Origin of the sequence: Breoghania corrubedonensis, from assembly GCF_003053845.1 — a bacterium.
Lineage (GTDB): Bacteria > Pseudomonadota > Alphaproteobacteria > Rhizobiales > Stappiaceae > Breoghania > Breoghania corrubedonensis.
The window spans coordinates 377,111-396,977 of the sequence record NZ_QAYG01000002.1; the positions used below are offsets into that span (position 1 = coordinate 377,111).

15 protein-coding genes are annotated in these 19,867 nt (G+C 56.5%); 7 read left to right on the plus strand and 8 right to left on the minus strand.

What is annotated here, in order from left to right:
- Positions 1 to 67: 67 nt before the first annotated feature.
- The gene (locus C8N35_RS09935) at positions 68 to 514 is read right to left on the minus strand and encodes a hypothetical protein (RefSeq protein WP_107989513.1); all 447 of its coding nucleotides are present in this window, start codon (positions 512 to 514) and stop codon (positions 68 to 70) included.
- A 337-nt stretch (positions 515 to 851) separates the two neighbouring features.
- Here C8N35_RS09935 and C8N35_RS09945 point away from each other — a divergent pair, with 337 nt between their 5' ends.
- The 3 genes from C8N35_RS09945 (at position 852) to C8N35_RS09955 (ending at position 3,792) form a co-directional block, all read left to right on the plus strand.
- Positions 852 to 1,163, plus strand: coding sequence for a helix-turn-helix domain-containing protein (locus tag C8N35_RS09945; protein WP_107989515.1), 312 nt, complete (start codon positions 852 to 854; stop codon positions 1,161 to 1,163).
- Positions 1,160 to 2,389, plus strand: a complete 1,230-nt coding sequence (locus C8N35_RS09950; protein ID WP_107989516.1) for a type II toxin-antitoxin system HipA family toxin — start codon at positions 1,160 to 1,162, stop codon at positions 2,387 to 2,389. Before C8N35_RS09945 ends, C8N35_RS09950 begins: the two co-directional genes overlap by 4 nt.
- Positions 2,390 to 3,168: 779 nt before the next feature.
- Positions 3,169 to 3,792, plus strand: a complete 624-nt coding sequence (locus tag C8N35_RS09955; protein WP_245926745.1) for a recombinase family protein — start codon at positions 3,169 to 3,171, stop codon at positions 3,790 to 3,792.
- 32 nt (positions 3,793 to 3,824) lie between these two features.
- On the opposite strand, the gene C8N35_RS23625 is transcribed toward C8N35_RS09955, so the two are convergent.
- A complete protein-coding gene (locus tag C8N35_RS23625) occupies positions 3,825 to 4,463 on the minus strand; it encodes a hypothetical protein (RefSeq protein ID WP_146177369.1) in 639 nt (212 codons plus the stop codon).
- Positions 4,460 to 6,760 carry a UbiA family prenyltransferase gene (locus C8N35_RS09960; protein WP_146177370.1) on the minus strand — a complete coding sequence of 767 codons (2,301 nt, stop codon included), beginning with the start codon at positions 6,758 to 6,760 and terminating at the stop codon, positions 4,460 to 4,462. Before C8N35_RS09960 ends, C8N35_RS23625 begins: the two co-directional genes overlap by 4 nt.
- A gap of 1,049 nt (positions 6,761 to 7,809) precedes the next feature.
- On the opposite strand from C8N35_RS09960, the gene C8N35_RS09965 reads away from it, so the two are divergent.
- On the plus strand, positions 7,810 to 8,685 hold the full coding sequence (locus tag C8N35_RS09965) for a phage integrase N-terminal domain-containing protein (RefSeq protein WP_107989519.1): 876 nt from the start codon (positions 7,810 to 7,812) through the stop codon (positions 8,683 to 8,685).
- Positions 8,682 to 8,984 (plus strand): hypothetical protein, encoded by a 303-nt coding sequence (locus C8N35_RS09970; protein ID WP_107989520.1) that lies wholly within the window; start codon positions 8,682 to 8,684, stop codon positions 8,982 to 8,984. The genes C8N35_RS09965 and C8N35_RS09970 overlap by 4 nt, the downstream gene beginning before the upstream one ends.
- Positions 8,985 to 9,077: 93 nt before the next feature.
- Here C8N35_RS09970 and eruA read toward each other — a convergent pair whose 3' ends face one another.
- From eruA to C8N35_RS09995, 5 genes are all read right to left on the minus strand, one after another.
- Positions 9,078 to 13,130, minus strand: coding sequence for an NACHT domain-containing antiphage protein EruA (eruA, locus tag C8N35_RS09975; RefSeq protein WP_146177371.1), 4,053 nt, complete (start codon positions 13,128 to 13,130; stop codon positions 9,078 to 9,080).
- An 85-nt stretch (positions 13,131 to 13,215) separates the two neighbouring features.
- On the minus strand, positions 13,216 to 13,626 hold the full coding sequence (locus C8N35_RS09980) for a hypothetical protein (RefSeq protein WP_107989522.1): 411 nt from the start codon (positions 13,624 to 13,626) through the stop codon (positions 13,216 to 13,218).
- Positions 13,627 to 13,630: 4 nt separating this feature from the next.
- Entirely contained in the window at positions 13,631 to 14,146 is a 516-nt protein-coding gene (locus tag C8N35_RS09985; protein WP_107989523.1) for an antirestriction protein ArdA, read from the minus strand.
- On the minus strand, positions 14,143 to 14,346 hold the full coding sequence (locus tag C8N35_RS09990) for a hypothetical protein (protein ID WP_107989524.1): 204 nt from the start codon (positions 14,344 to 14,346) through the stop codon (positions 14,143 to 14,145). Before C8N35_RS09990 ends, C8N35_RS09985 begins: the two co-directional genes overlap by 4 nt.
- A gap of 628 nt (positions 14,347 to 14,974) precedes the next feature.
- Complete coding sequence (locus C8N35_RS09995) at positions 14,975 to 16,357, minus strand: MobA/MobL family protein (RefSeq protein WP_107989525.1); 1,383 nt, start codon at positions 16,355 to 16,357, stop codon at positions 14,975 to 14,977.
- 273 nt (positions 16,358 to 16,630) lie between these two features.
- On the opposite strand from C8N35_RS09995, the gene C8N35_RS10000 reads away from it, so the two are divergent.
- On the plus strand, positions 16,631 to 18,265 hold the full coding sequence (locus C8N35_RS10000) for a type IV secretory system conjugative DNA transfer family protein (RefSeq protein WP_107989526.1): 1,635 nt from the start codon (positions 16,631 to 16,633) through the stop codon (positions 18,263 to 18,265).
- Positions 18,262 to 19,212 carry a M48 family metalloprotease gene (locus tag C8N35_RS10005; RefSeq protein WP_107989527.1) on the plus strand — a complete coding sequence of 317 codons (951 nt, stop codon included), beginning with the start codon at positions 18,262 to 18,264 and terminating at the stop codon, positions 19,210 to 19,212. Before C8N35_RS10000 ends, C8N35_RS10005 begins: the two co-directional genes overlap by 4 nt.
- The last annotated feature ends 655 nt before the right edge of the window (positions 19,213 to 19,867 follow it).

The following is a 19,867-nucleotide window of genomic DNA, read 5'->3' on the forward strand; positions in this document are numbered from 1 at the left end:
CTGTCAAAATCAGAATGGACGCAACTCTAAAGGATTTCTGAAAGACCGCCTCCTCTCTTGGCCAAACTCACCTGTCGCGCTCCCGATCCGGTTCCAACCGTTCGAGTTTGGCCGCCCGAATGTGCTGCCTCCCCTCCCGTTCGCGAGCAGCCTCGTAGGCGCGTTCAAGGTCCTTCTCGCGCACGAACAGGCTGTGGTGCTCCCGAACCGCCTCCGGCAGCTCCCGCAAGGATGCCAACGCCTCCTCGCGATTGCCCTGCGCCAGCATACCCCCGCGCATCCAGCCGAAATGCCACGAGCGCCCGAATAGGCCGTCATCTTGTTCAAGAATGCGGATTGTTGCGTCCACACCACGCTCTGCGATCAATTTGCCGTGGGTGCGTATCGCCCGATCGCCATCTTCGAAGGCATCCCGATAAAGCCGGCAAAGGCGTGCAGTCGCAATTTCCCGTTCGGCTCGGGCTACCTCAAGGGCCTTTTCAAGATGGGACGAAGACAAAGTATTTGCCGGCATACGCATTCTCCCCCAGAATAATGCCATGCTCCGCTTACTCGCTAGACTGAAGTCCCTTCTTGGTTTCAAGAGGGTTGGCGAACGTTGCCCAGACTATCTATCCGATGCCGAACTTATCAACCAAGCGACCCAGCAGGCAATGGAGCGCTTCCCCAACGACCGCGTTCACCTGGAAGCCGAAGCCGAGAGCCAGTTATATCTGCGTCGCCTCCTGGGACGCCGCAGCCATGACGCTTAGCCGCGCGAAGCCATCGGCAGGTTGGGCACGGATGTTGCCAATTCAAACAACTAACCCTATAATGTCAGTTATCTTGGAATAAGGTGCTATATTAACATAATGGTATTAGTTGTTACCCCATCCCACGCTCAGCGGCAGCTTGCGGACCACGTTCGCGCGCGCCGGCTTGCGATGGAACTCACACAGGAAGGCCTTGCTTCCCGCTCGGGCGTTCCGCTCTCCACCCTGCGCAAATTCGAGCAGAAGAGCGAGATCTCGCTCGAAGCGTTCTTGAAACTTCTCCTCGTGGTCGGTGGGATGGAAGAGATTGTGAAAGCCCTCGAACCGCAGGATGCACCGTTCCGCACCATTGACGACGTCCTCAAAGCCGAACAAGGCAAACAAGCCCGCAAACGGGGTCGCCGCGGATGAACAGGCACCTCTCTGCCGCGGAAATCCGCATCGGCCTCGACTTCGAAGGTACCACCATTCCCGTCGGCCGGCTGGCAACGCGCGATCGCAAAATCTACTTCGAGTACGACGCGAGCTTCCTCAAGCGGGGACTGGATATCTCCCCTCTGCGATTGCCGCTGAAGCCAGGCCTCTCCACCTTTGAAGCCCCCCTTTTCGACGGGCTGCCGGGGGTGTTCAACGATAGCCTGCCGGACGGCTGGGGGCGACTTCTGTTCGACCGTTTCGCGCGCTCCCAAGGCATCGCCCCGGAAAGCCTCACACCTCTTGACCGGCTGGCCCATGTGGGCCGCACCGGCATGGGCGCGCTGGTCTATGAGCCCGACTACAGTTTGGAGGACGCCGCAGGCGCGCTCAACCTCGACGAACTCGCTCGACAAGCGCAAGAGGTGCTCGCGGGCGAGGCCGAAGGCGTCCTGAAAGAGCTTCTGACCCTCAACGGCTCGTCAGCCGGGGCACGCCCCAAAGCTCTGATCGGTCTCGACTCCGAGCGCCGCACCATCTCCCACGGCATTAGCAACCTGCCGGAAGGCTACGAGCCCTGGCTCGTCAAATTCGGCACGAGCCAGGACGGCAGTGATGCCGGCGCTGTCGAATACGTCTACGCCCTCATGGCCCGGGAAGCCGGCATCGACATACCCGACGTCCATCTGTTCCCGGCCACAACAGGCGCTGGCTACTTCGCCACACGACGATTTGACCGCAACGGCACCAACCGCCTGCATATGCACACCGCCTGCGGCCTGCTGCATGCGGATTTCCGCACGCCCGCGCTCGACTATGAAGACCTGCTCGCCCTCACCGGCCTGCTGACCAAAGATGTGCGCGAGGTCGAGAAGATGTACCGCCTCGCCGTGTTCAACGTGCTCGCCCACAACCGCGACGACCACAGCAAGAATTTCAGCTTCCTGATGGATGCGTCCGGAACGTGGAAGCTCGCCCCCGCCTACGATCTGACATTCTCCAACGGCCCCCGCGGCGAACAGAGCACCATGGTCATGGGCGAAGGCAAAAACCCCACGGTCGACCATCTAACGAAGCTCGGAAAGACCGCCAAGTTGCCTAAAGCCACGATCACCGATGCCCTTGAACGGACCCGTGACGCACTGGCCAACTGGGAGCCGCTGGCCCGGCAATGTGGGGTTTCAGTGACAACGATTGAACTGGTTGGGAAAGCACTGACCTGATCACCCTGGTGCGTATTGCCGAGCGTGCAGCACGAATGCCTTAGGGCGCGGCACTTGTTAAGGCGCACGGTGGCATTCTTGTCGCCAATCTTGACACTCATGCCATGATTCCATCATGGCCGAACGAACCAAAGCCCTCGTTGAAAAAGAGCTCTTGATCTGGGCTCGCACGACCGCGTCTCTCCCTCTGGAGGACGCGGCCAGGGCTGCGTGCCTTTGGAGAACCTTGAAGCCTGGGAGCGCGGCGAGGACAATCCGTCCACGAGCGTAAACACCGGGTCACATAGGAAGTGAGCAGGAAAAGGCCGAACCGTTACCGAACAGCTCGCCATTTTCCATCAACCTGCTGAAAGCGGGCTACAGAGTTCATAAGGGACCCACTCTCCCGGAACGAGCAGACGTACACTCCGCGCCTACCGGACACCGAATTGCATGAGACATTGTCGACCTTGTAGCTACCGATCGCATCGGCAATGTTCTTGGCAGACGGTGCTCTTCCGCAGCCAGCCAATATCAGAAGAGGGATAATGACGACGGCTGCTTTCCAGCCGTAGCGAGAGACACTGAGCATTGTAGGCCCTTCCTATCAGGAACATCGGGCCTCGGTGATAGTCAAAAATCACGAATTTTGACCGCCTCCGCAGCCGGCAGGTTTCAAGCACCAAGCCAGCTTTCGCAGCCAAGAAGTTGTTTTGATTCAAGAACACATAAACAGATTTTGAAGTGTTGCAAAAGTCGTAACTTTTTAATATTTATCTATCGCAATAGAAAGAAGCCAATTGGCGAGCACCTCGACCCAAGAAAATCAATATGCTGGTGTACACTCATCGAGAGTGTTGGGATACGCTCGTGTAAGCACCAGGACCCAGGACTTAACTTATCAACTCAACAAATTGAAAGCTGCCGGTTGCTCTCGGATTTTCCAAGAGAAAGCCAGCGGCAAGAGCCGCGAGAGCCGAACCGAACTCGCTAGACTGCTGAACGGTCTGTGCGAAGGTGACCTTCTGCTGGCAACGGCCACTGACCGGATCGCCCGAGACCCTCTCGACCTGTTAAATGTCCTTCAGACGGTAAGGCAGGCGGGCGCCGCGTTGAAACTCCTCGATGAACCCTTCATCGACACTACATCTGAAATGTCCGATCTCATTGTCTTTCTTGTCGGCTGGGCTGCACGGTGGCAGCGTCGACGCATCTTGGAGAACACCGCTCACGGTCGCGAGCTCGCACGAAAGCGGGGCGTTAAATTCGGCAGGAAGCCGAAGCTTTCAGAAGCTGAAAAGAGGCAGATTCGCAAAGATAGATTGAAGGGCAAACCGACTTCAAAAATCGCCCGTGAGTTTGGCGTTAGCCGAAGCACAATTCAGAGAGTTCTATATATTATAGGCCAACATCACCTTTTATGAAACGAATTTTACTCTTAAAATACACCCTAAATCTACACTTTTTTGCCACTTCGGCGAAGTGATCTTAGCTCCAAAGCGAGCCACAAAAATGCAAAAATACCACTTATGTAGTCCCATCCGATTTCATATACTACCGAACCCACTCCAAAATACATAACAATCGCCCAAAAAACACTCCAAATGAGTGAAGCAAGCGTACAAATTAAGAACCTGCACGGAAAACGTTTTTCACCAAGCGCGAACGCCGTTGCGGAAGCAGTGTGTGGGTGCCAGAAAAGTAAAAAAAGAACAAGCATACGCGCTTTTTCTGCAGTTCTTGCCTTACCACGAAATCCATAGATCTGACCGCTCAAACAGCTAAAGATCAACCCTATTAATTGGCCGACCCAAATCAATAGGAATACATATATGGCCCTTTCCAACTGCCCATGAGTTGAAGCCATAATCCCCAAAATAACAACCGACCCGGGAAAGTATACGTTTAATATAATTATGTTTTCGACGGCAGCGACAATCAAAATAAGGCCCGCGCCATAGCTAAATATCAAACTTGTCAACTTCTCCAACAAAGTGTTTGAATCTTCTAGAATACCGACGGATTGTGCAATCCAAACCGCGAAAACCGCGATAAGTAGCACAATCGGCGGCAACAGAGGCTGGTAACGCTTCATGCCCAGAAGAGAGCTACGACTGATAGAGCCATAGGAATTCGGCTCCAGCCAATCGCCCTAGAGTCACTTTTTCGGAAAAAGATAGCTACCGTCAACAAAGCCAATAGAGACGCGGCCATAACTACTCTACTAATATTACTCTCGACTATAAAAATCCCCGACCCAATCGCAAAGATCATAAGCGCCCAACTAAGAAATCTTGACTCTCTACGCCCTATAATTACCGGGATGGTTCTAAGCGACGCTCGCATGTCTGCTTCTTGATCATTTAAATCAATTAGTATTTCGCGCCCTGTTATAAACACAAGTAAAATTAGAATAAAATCGAACGGGACCTGTGAGTCAGCAAGAGAGTACCCAATGATAAATGGAATACATGTTAGTAGCGCAGTATACAATCCCTTTATGGACGGCTTGGAACGCGCAATCGGCGAGTAACCCAGCAAAGCTAAAATACCAATAATAGACAATACAAATATATGCGAATCGAGAACTGATCCAACAACCAAAATTGCGAAAAATAGTCCAAATGTAATTCTTAACGCTGCAGGCTTCGAGAGAAGTCCACTTACCAACGGCTTATCATATCGGCGCCCAACCAGATCTTTATCTTGATCAAAAATATCGTTAACTGCAAACCCAAACATACATATTAAAGTTGACAACAAAAAGGCCCCAAAAATCTGAACTGGCGAACTACCGCCACCTGAAACGAATGATGCGACCGACAGGGCTCCAGCAAGAGACGATGTCGCCGGCCGTACAAAAGCGCTTACGCCGCGAGATGAGGGGGACAGTGGATTTTTATTCATATTATTTGCGTTGCCTTGGCCGGGCGTCGGACCGGAATCCGATCCTAGGTTCCCCGAGCCGTCGCTATCGTCGTTCATTCCTCTGAGCCACAAACTAAGAGCAAAGACAACTCCCATTTCAATGAGAAAAATTGTCAGAATGGCGTCAGCATTCCAAACCACGCGAATGGGCGCATCCCCATATAGCAGATGCGAAATACCCAAGGCTGAAAAGATAAACACCATCAGGACAATCAATACTACAGGAATCAACATTACGCAATAATTTCTCTGAGAGAACAGCGCGTTACTCTCGTATAATTTCGAAAACTTTGCGTAATTTTCGGCGTAAACGACAAAGAAAACCGTAATTAACAACCCTATTACAGTAGCCAGATTCCCTGTGTTGGGGACATATGAAAAACTTTCCTCTTTTGGATACGATATCCCCTGAACATAAATTATAAACAAAAGAATAGTAGGGACTAGAAAACCGGAAATTAGCATCAAATTTTGTAATCTTGATTCTAATTTATCCTCATAAAACGTCCAAACTAGAGCTAAAGATATGCAAACAACGACGTACACCAAAATAATTTCGCTTTTAAAAGTAAAGAGATAGATAGCCGTCGAATGTAAAAATAAAAGAACTGACCAATTTGCTCCAGAAACGTAATAAGCCTGAAAAGAGTTACTTTCAGGATGATTTTTTACATCGCGGAAAATTTTAGGTTGTTTAATAATTTCAAATACACCAACATTCAAGGTCCAAATCATAGCCAGAAAAAACTCGGGCCTCCCTAGAGATAAGTTCTCACAAAAGTTAAAAAAATATGCTACGAACAGAAGAGATGGCAATAGTAAGTTTATCGCGATAAGTTTAGGTACGATAGTGTAAGAAATTTTTCTTACATAAACAAATATTAAAGTAAAAAGAAATAAATATATAATTAGTATTGATAACTGCGATCCAGAAACCCCAGCCGCGCCCCAGCCAATTAAAAAATAACCGGTGCATATTGAAAGAGCTGGAAAGAAAATTTTCCAAACAAAATGCTGCTCTGGCGTTGATTTTTTCTCCTCTATAGAGGTTTTTGCCCAGATAAAAATTACAGATGCGAGAACTGCTAATGCATAAACCCCAGTGTATAAATCAATCGAGGCATAAAAAACAAATCCGCACGCTATAACAATAGGAATATACAGAAATAAAGAAGAATATCCGACATATTTATTTTCTTTTAGATCTTCTAATCCATCTAAATCCTTCGGATCTAGTATTATTGCTCGCATAAAGAACAAAATTAAAGCTATTCCGAAAAGCATTCCAATGTATAATTTATTTTCGGTAACGACTTCAATTTCTAATTTTGCGTCTTTAAAAATAGCGGCTCTTGAGCAATATCCGCTGAATAAGGCGGTCATCATTACAATGCTGTAGCCGAGTGCCTCCCTTGCAGATAAAATCAATTCTCCCCGAGAAATTTTTTCTCTCTGCTGTTCCAAACCTACTCCCCCCAAAAGATCTAAGTTTCTGAAGATTCATCTTCCTATTTTTAATTTAACTTTTGTGAAATGCAACATATGAAAATTTGCATTTATTGAACAAATTACAACGCTGATTTTGAATTGTGCGTTCTACATACGACCACCATCGTCAACGAGTTACGGGGTCTCTCCTAGAAGAGAGGCTCAAACCCGCCCACTAGGTGGACGGCGGGGGATACGTTCCCTTCCAAATCCATCGAGACCTCACGAAATCGGCTCCAGGCCACCGCCCGCTCTTCTCCCGCTGAGCCGAGCGCAGCCCGCGCCCCTTCCGCCCGTATGGCGTGAGCTTTCCCTTGGCGGTCGGCGCCAAACGGCCTGCCCTACCCGGCGTTCCGCAAGTCTGTGCTCGGGAGACCGCGCAAGCGGCGGCACACGACTTGCGGGTTGGCGGGGCAGGTCACCGTGCCGATATTCCGCCGTGAAGCTCACGAATGCAGGCGTGACACAGCCGTGACGCGCGCAGCACCGGCGGGACGACGTCTGACATACCATGTCCGACGTTGCGGGCGGCAGGCGGGCCGTCACTCGCCGACCCGTCGGGGAGTGACGGACCCGCGCATCCCCACGGAATCCGCCCCCTTTCAGCAAATGTTGCCACACGACGCCTAAATGACGCGGCCCGACAGGGCCACGTCACCCCATCATTTTCTTCAAAACACGCTGGCACTTAAAAGCCAGCACCGTTCACAATCCCCCCAGATCACGCAAACGCCTGATCCATCTCACCCACCGTTTCACCATTGATAGAGGAGAGCAGCCATGCGCGCTCACAACGTACGCGCGCCGCCGCGGCGGCGCCCCCTTCCCCGACACCCCACTGGGTGCCGGATGCCCAACAGGGCACACCATAACGACCGGCTCCCCGCCGGTTCGGGAGGCTCTTGCCGCAGAAAAGGAGACTAACGCATTCCGGCCCCCGGCCGCGAATGACCTTCGCGGGATGACCTGATCTACGGACAGGCATCGGCCATCAACACTCACCCTTTAACGAGGAAACGAGCACGATGGACGACCTGACCATGGACCTGGTGCGGCTGTGCCACCGCAACCGGGACGGCTCATACGGCACCCAAACCAACAGACGGCGCGGCCTGACCGCAATGGCAAAGGAACTGAGCGATTTCGGCTACCGCCTCCCCGCCGCCGCCTCCCTCAAACCCAAACACGTCGACGCCCTGGTCGAGCGCTGGCTCGATGAGGACAAGTCGGACGCCAGCATCCGCAATCGCCTGACCTGGCTGCGCTGGTGGGCCGAGAAGATCAACAAGCCGAACGTAGTTCACCGCGAGAACAGCCACTACGGAGTCGCCGAACACGGCGAAGTCCAGCGCAACCGCGCGAAAACCTTCGATCCCCGCAAATTCCAAAGCCTCGAATGCCCCTATGTGAAAGCCTCGGTCCTGCTCCAGGTCGCCTTCGGCCTCCGGCGCGAGGAGGCGATGAAGTTCCAGCCGCAGAAGGCCATGCGCGGCGACCACATCGCCTTACAGGCGAGTTGGACGAAGGGCGGCCGCGCCCGCACCGTCCCCATCACCACGTCACACCAGCGCGAAGTGCTCTACCGGATCACCACCTTCATCAAGGGCCGCGGCTCACTTATCCCCCCGAGCCTGTCCTACGTCGAGCAGATGAAACGCTACGAGTACCAGACCCACAAGGCGGGCTACCGCAACATTCACGGCTTCCGACACACCTACGCCCAACAGCGCTACCTGACGCTGACCGGTTTCCCCTGCCCGCTTGCCGGCGGCAAGGCCTGGAAGGACATGACGGAGCAAGAGCGCGCCGCCGATCGCGCCGCCCGGCGGCAGGTGTCGGCCGAGCTCGGCCACGCGCGCCTCAAGATCACGGATACCTATCTTGGGAGTGCCTTCCGATGAAACGCGCCGAGAGCCACTATGTCATGGCGATGAGTGCCCGCCGAAGCCTGTCGAAGGTGCTGTTCGAACCGGCTAACGTCGCCAACGCGATTCATGAAGCGGCTTCCCTCGGCTATCGCTACTATCGTATCGTCCAGGGCTACCCGTTTGACTTGTCGGGCACCGACTCCGCAAAGGCACTGGAGCAGTGGCTGGACCAGGAACAGTTTCGCTACATATGGCGGCCGGCCTACCTCGAGCAGGACCCGTTCCGCCCCTCCATCGTCACCGAATACCCCGAGCTGGTGATTATGTGGTGATGCCCGGCTTTTTACTGCTATGGATCCTCGTCGAGCAGGCGCTCACCGCCAGAAGCCGCCTGGCTGGGCGGATTTGGCTTTCGGCTGCGCTCGTTATGCTGTGCTTGCTGACCGGCTGCCTTTGACTTTTGCCGTCCTTTTATCCGCCTTCTTTTGATCGCCGGGCGACGTTGACACGTCCAACACGAAGAGTTTGGTTCGCTCCGAAATCGGCTTTGGCGAACGCTCGGGCAGAGCTTCGAGTACGGCGGTTGCGCTCGCAAGCCGCCCGCGTGCGCGAATGCCGGGAGGGTTGGAACCAGCAACGTTGCCAAACCAGAGCACAAGGTAGATCCCTCGGCCGCTGGCCCGGTAATGACGCGAGTAGTTGCCTTCGAGCTGCTCGCTCGCGGCCGTCCATATCTCGGGATTCCATTGCCCTTTTATTTCAATTGGAAGATCCATTTCCCCGATAGTACAGAGGAGATCGCAGCGGGTATCCGACGGCATTGTCCCTTCTGTATGAACTCTCACTCCGAGTTTGCCGAGATACGGTTCTAGTTGGGTGGCGATAAGGTCGCGGCAGTCGTTCTCAAGATGCGGTCTGTCCTCGTTCCAGAACGGACGTACCGCGTTGAAACTGCCGTTCCGCACCCGGTCCTGCATGGCTTCGAGTTGGTCCATCACGAGCCCTTGAAGGTCTTCGATGTTTTGCGGCGAGCCCCCCAAAAGCACATGGCGGACATCTTCAAAAGTGTGAGTGGCCCAGTCGGCTTCGGCCATGGTACGTGTATGCTCCGCGAGAACGTGACGCGCATGGTCGATATGGTTAGACAATTCCACCCCGGCCACCAGGCGTTCCAGTGCGCTCTGCGCTTCCGGTGTCTGAATATTTCCCAGGCTTGTGATGCAGGAGTCGACGAAACGAGCGCTTTCGTAGGGGGCATTTTCACCCCACCCGGCGCCAGGAAGGTCAACATGAGGAAAGCTGTCCGCATAACTTTCAATCAAAAAAGCCAATTGAGGGACAGATAAAGAATCTGGCAAATTTTCATTCTTTTGTGAGCACACAGATCTAATATCAGAAATCATTTTATAGTTATTCTGAAATTCGCAATCGAAATATTCTTTAAATTTATCAAATCCTGCAAGAAACGCTACAGAACACCACAGTGTCTGATGTTCGGCAGAAGGCCAAACGCCCGCCTGTAACTTTGCCGCAATCATGTCCGACAAGGCGACCCGGTCTGATAGAGCAAGGGCTGCCTGCAGGATCTGTCGCAATGCCTGCACGGACATTTCCCCGCTCCGGGCAAGCCATTCGACAGCGAGTTTGGCCGCCAGTCCTGCATATGATTCCATCCCCATAACATCGGACAGCCCCATGACATGATTCTTCCCTGCGAAAAGAAAGGGCTCGATGGTGTCACGAATGAAAGGCTCCATTTCCTCCACATCGTCGAACAGAAGTTCGATCAGCGTCTTATCAAGGCTGCTAGGCAGCATTTTGTCATTCGCATAGAGCCCCCATTGAGAGGCAGTGAGCGCGGTGAGCAAGGTCTCGCGAGGAAGCGTTTTCAAATCACCGCCTTGCGCTTGCTGCAAAGCGCAACCTACCAATGCGATCTTCGCAAGGTGATAGACCTTATTTTCGGTCGCTTCGAGCGTCGCGATGGCGCGAGGCGTCGGAAGATCCGTTCGACAGCAGGCTGCAATAAGCCCCTGAAGGGCGGCCTCTGCGTTTTCCGGTCCAACCAACCATTCAACTCGGCTGACGGGATCGTCAATTTCGTTAATGTCGATGAAGAGCCCCATGTAAGCGGTGGAAATATCGTTCAGGGCACTAAGATGCCGTCCTTCGCGCATCACGTCCCGAATGGCGGCGAAATTGCGATAACGAACCTTATTCTTCCGCCTTTGCTCCGCCTCCCAGCGTCGCTGTCTCTTTTCTTCCTCACGTTCCCAGCTCGGAGGCGGTCGATTGGTGATTTCGTCAATGAGGGCTTGCAGCTCGGGCCGTGTTCGGGCCTGCCGACGGGCAACCGCTTCAGCCAGGCCAGTAAAACTCTGATTGATGAAAATCCATTCCGAAAATACACCCCACCGCTCAATAAAATCATTTAATTGATATTCCTTCGCGACAAGTGCCTCAAGATGAAAGGCGAGATCGCTTTCCTGAAGCGTCAGACCCGAACTCATATCGCCTAGATAGATATTCATCATCCTGCCGACGTCGGGGAAGGAATCTGCCAGTGCCAGGGATTGAAGCTCGCGCCGAAGACCCGGCCGTTCGTTGAAATACTGAACGCTGAATGCCTGCCAACCCTGAGAGCGGTATTGGTAGCGAGTTACGCGCCGCAACCACTGCCAAAGCTCCCGCGCGCTTGGCTGGCCGCCTTGTTCCAAATAGGCCTTCAGCGTGTCGAGAAGCCGTTCTTCAATCTTCCGAACGTAGGGCGTGCGGTTATAGCGCTCATTCGGCAAAGCCGACGCGTAAACGGCAAGCGCAGCGTTGCGCTGTTCCTGAGACATTTTCGGCAATAGCCGATATGCGATCCCGAGGGAGAGATTCCGTGAGCTGTTTTCGTTCACGTCGTCATACGCATTTGTTATCTCGGCAATTCCTTCGCCGGTGAACCGCGCGCATTCGTCAGTGGCGATCCCCACAGCCATCCGCGCGGAGCCATGATCTCCATCTCGGATAAGCAACTGGGCCAGACCTCGCCAATCCTCGTCCGGACTGGCTACACGTAGTGCAGCGAGCGCGCGATCACGGCTCACGTAAGCCATCTTTGTATTGAGAACGACCGCCCGCAGCTCCTCCCGCATCGAGGCGGCTAAATCCGTTCCCTTGAGGGATTCCAGAATGACCATCGAGAGCTGGTAGGGAACATCGGAATTTCGGATGAGAGTCACGATGTCGTCGCGAAGCTCGGGTCGCGCAAGTCCGCCTCCGACTTGGCCTTCCCAATCCTCACTCCGAAAATGCGGATCTATCGCGGCCAGATTCTGAAGCTCTCCGAAGAGGTGCCGTGCCTGTTCGACGGAATACTGTTCAATATCGCCATAGCGAAAACAGCCATAAGGATCGTGAGGGACGAGACGCGTCGTAACGCCACGATCGAGCGTCGCCAACCAAGCATGCACACCACGGAGCGGCCTCGGTACATGACCGTTCTTGTACAGGAGGGTTTCCAGCCTGCGAATGGACAAGGCTCCTGAGCGCAGGCGCTCGGACAACCATACCGCCGCTAGGTATTCGGCGACGGTCCTGTGATACGGCTCCGCATGGCTCGCCCCCGAAGATTTGAACAGCAGGGAGGAAACGGCGGCGTTAATCTCCTCATAGCCCGTCGTAGCGTCCGCAAGGTCGGCCAGCCTAACAAAGAGCGCGTCCTCGCGGCCGTCGACATTCACGCCGCGTTTGCCTGACAGCAGCAGTTGCGCACAAACGAAACCGGCGATTGAGAGAATCTCGTTGATACTCGGGCGGTTCGCATTCAGCGACCTATGGATCGCGTTCTCCTCGGCCGCAAAGCTTCTACAGGCACTCTGATAAAGTTCGGTCTTCGTGCGAGGCCAACCATTTTTCTTGATCGCGGTCAGCAACAGTTTCAATGCTTGGGGGTTTCGGGCCAGGTCCGTTGCACTTTTGCTTTCGGCGGCTCGGAGGAAAGCCTCCCCGCCCTCGGGGTACGTGGCGAAAGCACCGACCATTGCCACGATTTCGGCATCGTCGAGAGGTTGCAGGCGGCCAACGACCGGCTTCTTGCCGAACCAGTTTTGGACCGTGCGGTCATTTTGGACATCGGCCCAGTCCGCCGCGCGGCAGGTCAGGACGAAGGATGGGATCTGGAGCTGTTCGAGGCGCCGGAGAATGCTGAGCAGGGGGGATTCCAAGCCAATGCCTTGCGTTTCATCAAGGCCATCAATGACAGGAATGCTGTTTTCGAGGCTCGGAGCCGGTGCGCCCGTCGCGAGGCGATCGGCCGTAAAAAATGCGCGGTCCGGCAATTTCGCAAGTGCCAATGCAGCTTCGGACTTTCCAGCGCCAGGTTCTCCAAGCAAGATAAGCGGCGCATCAAGTGACGCGAAAGTCTCTTCGGAAACGATCTCCGGCTTGCCATCTGGTTTCGTTATTTCAATGCGGCGCGAAACGTGGGTCATGTGCCCATGATGCACGCAATGCGGGAAGTCGACAATTATTACGTAATGCCATCAACGGCAAAGTTGTATTTCTGCTGAGCACGCATCACAGCAAGGACATTTGGTGCGAACCCAACTGTTCAAGCACCGCAACGTGGGCATATCCGTTGTAAACATGCGCGAACTTAAGGCTCAAAGCGACATCCATATCCTCGCACTGAGACGGGTTGCCGGAAACGCCTTCAAACCCCTTGCGAATACGCAGGTAATGCGCCAGTTCCCTGTAGCGCGCAAGATCGGTTCGAAGCTTCAGCAAGACCTGTCGCTCGATAGCCTCGCGTTTCCGCGTGCGTTTCGGTTCAAGCAGGCGGTCCACCGCAACGATCTCATCGGCGCGGTAGCCTCGGTAGCCCGAGGCAGTCGCCAGCGCCTTGATGGCGCGCGGCTTCAGGATCGGGTCACCGAGAAGGTAATACCAGGGACGGGAGGCGTGATAGCCATGGAAGGTCGCATCCATGGCCTCACCCTCCAAGGAGGATGAGGCCATACTCGATCTCGGTAATGTCGCCACCGAGCACCATATCCCGGCCAAGCCGCTCGTAGTCGATATAGGCTTCGAGATTGCCGGGGATCTCGTAGCATTCAGCCACGATCTCAGCCGCATAATCCGCAGCAGTTCCGCGATAGAGCCGGTAGTCGTCCCACCGCTCGGCGAGCTCGCCGATCGCGTAGCCCTCGCCGGCCAGATGGCAGGCGATCAGATAGCGATCCTCGTCATCGTCAAGCTCGTCCAGCAGATCAAACCAGTCTGCCAAACTCGCCTGCGAGATGCGCAGTGCCTCGAAGAGTCGGGCGTGATCCCCATCGATGTACTGAAGCTCGAACTCCTCAACCGGATAGCCGAACTCATCGGTGAGGCCCTTGACCTTCGCCTGATAATCCTCAAGGTCCGTGAAATAGAACCCGACGGCGCTGAGATTGTAGGGCTGGGCGAAGTACATCGACTTCGCCCCGTTGCCCTGGAGGATGGTGCTCACGCGCGGTCCTCCTTGTCCTTGATCTTGCGGACTACGGTGCGGCCTTCGATCAGCGGCGAGTAGTTGATGACGAGGTTGAGCCCGTCGTTGTCGCCGTGGCTCCAGCCAATCCCGATCTTGGTCCAGCGGGCTTTGTCTTTCTCGCCCACGACATGGAAGACTTCGTGGGATGGAGCTTTGGGTGCGTTGGTTTTCGCCATTGGTGTATCCTTTCCTTGGTTGAACCGGCCACCCTCTGCGGCCGGTCGCCAACGCTCCGGGCCGGGCTCCACGGGACGGGGGCAAGGGTCTTCTCGGGAGACCGCTTGCGGCGGAAGATCCCTTGCCCACGGCACGGCACGGCCCAGTCTGGCGACAGATCCGGCCAGCGGGAGGCCTGGGCTTCGAACTGGAAAGGAAAACGGCGGAAATGCTCGCACTCGCCGCCCCACGAGATGGATCCAAGAGGGCTAACAAACCCAACGAACAAATATGAGGGTGCCCCTACGGCTGGGACACGTGCCTACGACGACACAGGTTGCCGATCGAAGGGTGTGGTGGGCTTAAACAGGGCAATGAGAACCGCGCCGGCACGCCCTCCGGCAAACGAGAAAATCGTTACCAGCCCCACCGCCCCAAAAGGGCTACCGAGCTCGCGGAAGAGTTGGCCTCTGAGCACGAAAACCGGCCAAGGCACTGACAAAAAGGATCTCGGCAATAGGCCTGAGAAGCGACGCCCCCAAAGTGGGGTCAGGCTCATCAAGAACGGCGCGGGGCTCGACGATTACACCAGAGTGCGGCTCAACTGGTAGCTGGCGTTCGAGCACCCCCGAGGACCTGATGGCGTCTTCAGCGCTCCTGCTCCCGGTCAGGTTCCTCGCGCAGGTACTCGTCGAGCATCCGCTCATAGGCGATATCCAATTCGCGCGGAGAGCGAAGCTCGCCATCGGGACCTGGCACCGGATAGTCCTCTTCACGATCGGCAACATCGGGCCGGATCGCTTCGAGTTTCTGACGAAGCTCGGAGGGAAGACGCCGCAGCTTTTCGGCCCGGTCTCGCTCGCGAACGACACGCAGGCGTTCGTCGAGAATGAGTTCACTTGCAAGACGGTGAAGCTCAGGTGACGCCTCGCGCGCCGCATCCAGAGCGGCCTGTTCTTCGCGGGAGACAGGAAGCCTCTCGGCTCGTTCCAACAGGAAGCTCTCGTAGACGGCAAGCCGCGTGGGTTCATTCGCCGAACGAAGTCGCTCGGCCTTTTGCCTGTGAGCGTTGTCGAGCGCCTGCTCAAACCAAGGCGTCGATGAGGGCTCTTGTAGGGGCGCTCGCGTATCGTGTTCACGATGCGCTTCTCTGTCGCCTTTGGGCTCCGCGAGAGACACGGCTTCCAGCCGGTCGAGTTTCTTGTCCTCCCAGTAGCGATGAAGTTCTTCCCGCTCCTGGGGGCTCATGTCGGGAGACGCCGCCGGTTCCGGCGGCCAGGTCTCCCTTTGGGTCAGCAAGGGATAGTGATGACGGTCCTGGGTATCTGGTCCTGCCATGATTTTCTCCTGTCGAACGCGCCGCGCGTGTTCACGCTTGATGCGGCGCTCTGCGGTATTCGGGCCGCGATGCTGGGTCGGTTCCGCCCCAATGCCCCGGGCCTTGTAACTGCGGTGGTCGACCCGCAGGGTCGACCCGGCCTTTTCCAAGAAGCTGTTGGTCAGGTCCGCCCAACGCTTCCGCACCTGCTTGACGAACGCGCGCTGTTCCAGCGCGGTGAGTTTCGGGCCGAAGCCCTCCAGCTCCAGCACGCGCGTGGTTAGCAGGATATGGACGTGGGGGTTGTTCTCCGTGCCATCCTCATGGATGGCAACGTCGGCGATACAACCGAGCGCCACGAAAGGCGCGACGAAGGCTTCAAGAAGTGCGGGACGCATTGTTGCCGGCACGTCCCGGGTGATGGCCGCTTCGATCGACTTCGCGAGCCGGGCGTCCCGACGCTTGGCCGCGAGATCGACGCGGTTCCACAAGTCGCTCCGGCGCCCCGCCCAAGGAGGCGCCCCCTTGGGCAGAATGATCTTCTCGAAGATCACGTCCTCACGGTTCCCAAAATCAACGAAACGCTGCTGCCGTTCGGACCATAGCCGCTCGCCTGCGTTGTAGGCGGCGGTTGCAATGGCAATCCGCTCTCCGCCCTTCCCATTCTGCCGGGACAGATTATCAACGTGACAATGGACGTTGCCGTCCTGCATCCCTCCCGCCTCCGCAGTCAGCTATCGCACAACCGCCCCGTCACGCACGGCGCGGGGGTGCAGGGGGCCTTAGCCCCTTGCCGCACTTCGGCGTTTGGAGCGCGGGCTTAAGCCCTTGCCGCGCTCTGAACGCCGCAATGTTGCTCGACCTGTAATTACAGGTCGAGCAACATGTAAGTGCGCTGTACACTTAGATACGCGGAGTTGTTGACTCTTTTCAAGTTCTACAAATAATCGTTCGAACTTATTTGATTTCTTTCGCAGGGGCATGCATTGAGCAAAGGACCGTTTGATCTTGAAGGCATTCTCGGGGGACATGGAAAGAGCCTCGCGACCGGCGCCCGCATCGGCACCCAGATCGGCAGGACTCTGACCGGATGGTCTCTCAGACGTCGCCTGGAGCAAGAAGGCTTCGACCCCATCACGATCGGCGCGGCGACTGAAGCGGTCGCCGCCGGCCGCAAACCGGACGCCATCCTCGAACAGGCGCGCCAAGCCTATGCCCTGCGCGACAAACAGGAGGCCATTCGCCGCGACCCGCCGCCTGTCCACGGCTCGGCCCGCTGGGCGACGGCTGAGGAGGTCGAGGCTGCCGGGCTCTTGCGCGCTGTCGGCAAGAGCACCCTGAACCTGGGCACCGCACACGGGCGCCCGGTCAACTGGGACGGCGAGAGCCATCTCCTGACCGTCGCCCCCACGCGCACGGGCAAGAGCGCTATGCAGGTCATCCCGAACCTTCGCACCTATGGCGGCTCGGCGGTCGTTCTCGACCCGAAGGGCGAGATCTACGAGCACACCGCCGCGTGGCGCAAAAAGCTGGGTCCTGTCTACGTCCTGAACCCCTTCGACGTAGAGGGCATGCCGGCTACGAACGCCTTTAACCCTCTCGACGGAGTGACCGACAGCCAATCCGCCTTGGAGTTGGCCGAGATCCTCTACCCACGAACCCTCGATGACCGGCAGCAGTTCTTCGAAAACGAGGCGATTGGATTTCTGGCCGCGGTGGTGGAATTCACGGCTCGGTACGCGCCTCAAGGCTTTCGTAGCCTCGGGACCATCAGGGACACGGTATCGACGCTGGACGGTCAGCTCCATGGCCTTCTGAAGGCGATGAGCGACGACGTTATGCCGGACTCAGTCCGCAATGCCGCACGGAACTTCCAAACCAAGTCCCGTGAAACCGGCCAACCTCGCGTCCTCGACAGCCTGAACACACATCTACGGATCTGGGATACACCGGGACTGCGCCGGGCCACGGCCCGTTCCGAGTTCGACTTCGAGCGGCTGAAGAACGCACCCGCCACCGTCTATCTCGTCCTGCCGTTCGCCAAGATCACGCCGTTTTCGACCTACGTCCGGATCGTGTTCGCTTCGGCGCTCGACGCGATGATCCGTACCGCCCGCAAGCCCGACATTCCGGTCCTGTTCGTGCTCGACGAGTTCCTGTCGCTGGCGCCTGACGACCGCTTCGTTTCGGCACTGCGAACCCATGCCAGTGCCGGCGTCCGTCTCTGGTTCTTCCTTCAAGATCTGCCGACCCTGGAGCAGAAATACCCGACCAACTGGAAATCCTTCCTCCAGGTCGAGACCAAGACGTTTTTCGGCACGGACGATCCCTACACCGCGGATCTGATCTCCCGCTATCTGGGCGATCGCACCGTGACCTACGACGTGCCGAACGTGTCGGGGTCAATGAGCGGCGGCGCCTCTCCGTCTACCGGATACTCGATCTCTGACAACCTGCACTTAGCGGCGCGCCGGCTGATGACGCCTGACGAAGTGATCGCCTTCCTTCGCGGCTCGGCCCGTGGCCGCAAGGCTATCCATTTCCTGCGTGACCTGCCCCATCCGCTTCAGACCGATTTGACCCCCTGGTTCTTAGAGACATTGCCGGAGACCAACCCATGACAGATGCCGCCTACTCTGTGCCTCAGCATCCCATTGCACCGACCGTCCTACTTCTCACCGCTGGCGCGGCCCTCGGCGCGGTTTGGGGGCTATTTCTCGCGTTCGTAGGCAGCACAGTAATGGCGGCGGCCGGCGGGCCACTGGCCTTGCTTATCGCGGCTCCCTTGCTCTTTGCGGTCTACGGCCTCGGGATGATGTATGTGATCATCGGCGTTCCTTTGTGGGGGCTGCTTGGCGGGTTCATGTTCGGAGCACTGGCCTCGGGCAAAGAGGGCTCTGCCGCGCGAGATCTGGGACTAACGTTTTTTCCCGAGAGCCACCCAATCGCCCAAACCACGCAACGGATGGCAAAGCAGCTCGGGCTGCCGCCGGTGGCGTTCATCGGCTGGTACAATGCCGATGATGTCAACGCGTTCGCAATGGGCGTCACACAGGACGACGCGCTCATTGCGGTGAGCCAGGGCGCGGTCGAGCAGCTCTCGAAAGATCAACTGGACGCCGTTCTCGCCCACGAACTCGGCCACGTCGCAAGCAACGACATGGCCCGGATGACCTACGCTCGCGGTGTCCGTGAGGCGCTCACATTCTTCCTACTCTTCCGTGGCCTGAAGAAGCTCGCGCGGTGGATCTTCACGCCGCTCTCGGAACTCGAGCTGCTGCGCTTCTCCCGCGCGCGGGAGTTCACGGCTGATGCGATCTCGGCGCACCTCACGTCGCCTTATGCCATGATTTCGGTGCTAGAAGCCCTCAAGGATGGCAAGGAAGAGCCGCGCAGCGATGATCGGGCGATGATCATGTTCGCCGCCCTCGGCCGCGACAGCTGGCTTTCCACGCATCCGCCGCTGGAGGCGCGGATCGAAGCATTAAGGGCCTCACCGAGTACACCCATCACCAGAAAGCCGGATCTTATGGACCCAACTGAAGCCGCTGAGCCACTTCCAGGTTGAGCGATGACCATCACTTTGCTAGCAGAGAAGACGAAGCGGACGTGGTGGAATCGGTAGACACAAGGGACTTAAGGCAAACTTGAGTGCGCCGGCGGAAATGCCGGACGTAGAACTGCTCAAATTCGGGGAACCCTGTCAGATGGCGATCCCGAGCCAAGCCCGAGCGATCGGGAAGGTGTAGAGACTAGACGGGCAGCACCTAAGGCGTTTGCTAGGGTGAAGGTATAGTCCAGACCACAAACGCCGAAGGGCGGCGGCGAAAGCCGTAGCTGGTAAGAAAATCCCTCGGCCTTCGGCTATGCGGGTTCGAGTCCCGCCGTCCGCACCAGCCTTCATACTACTTTAATTCGGTGTTAGCCTGAAAGCTGAGAGTCGCGGCATTTCCGACGAACGACCGAAATGGAGTCGGGAGCGGACTGTCGGCTCCCGGGCGGCGGATGCGCATAAGCTACTATAAGTGAGACAGTCTCGCTGGCTGCCTCCGACCCCATTTTGGTCGCTCAGTATGGTTTGAAGGTAACCTCCAGCCGGCCGTTCTAAGGGCATCCAGATTTCCAGCCCGAGTAGGGCCGATGCAGGCGGGCAGCGTCAAGCCGAAACCGTCCCTATCCACCAATCGATGCCGACGACTGCACCGCCACAATCGACATCACTA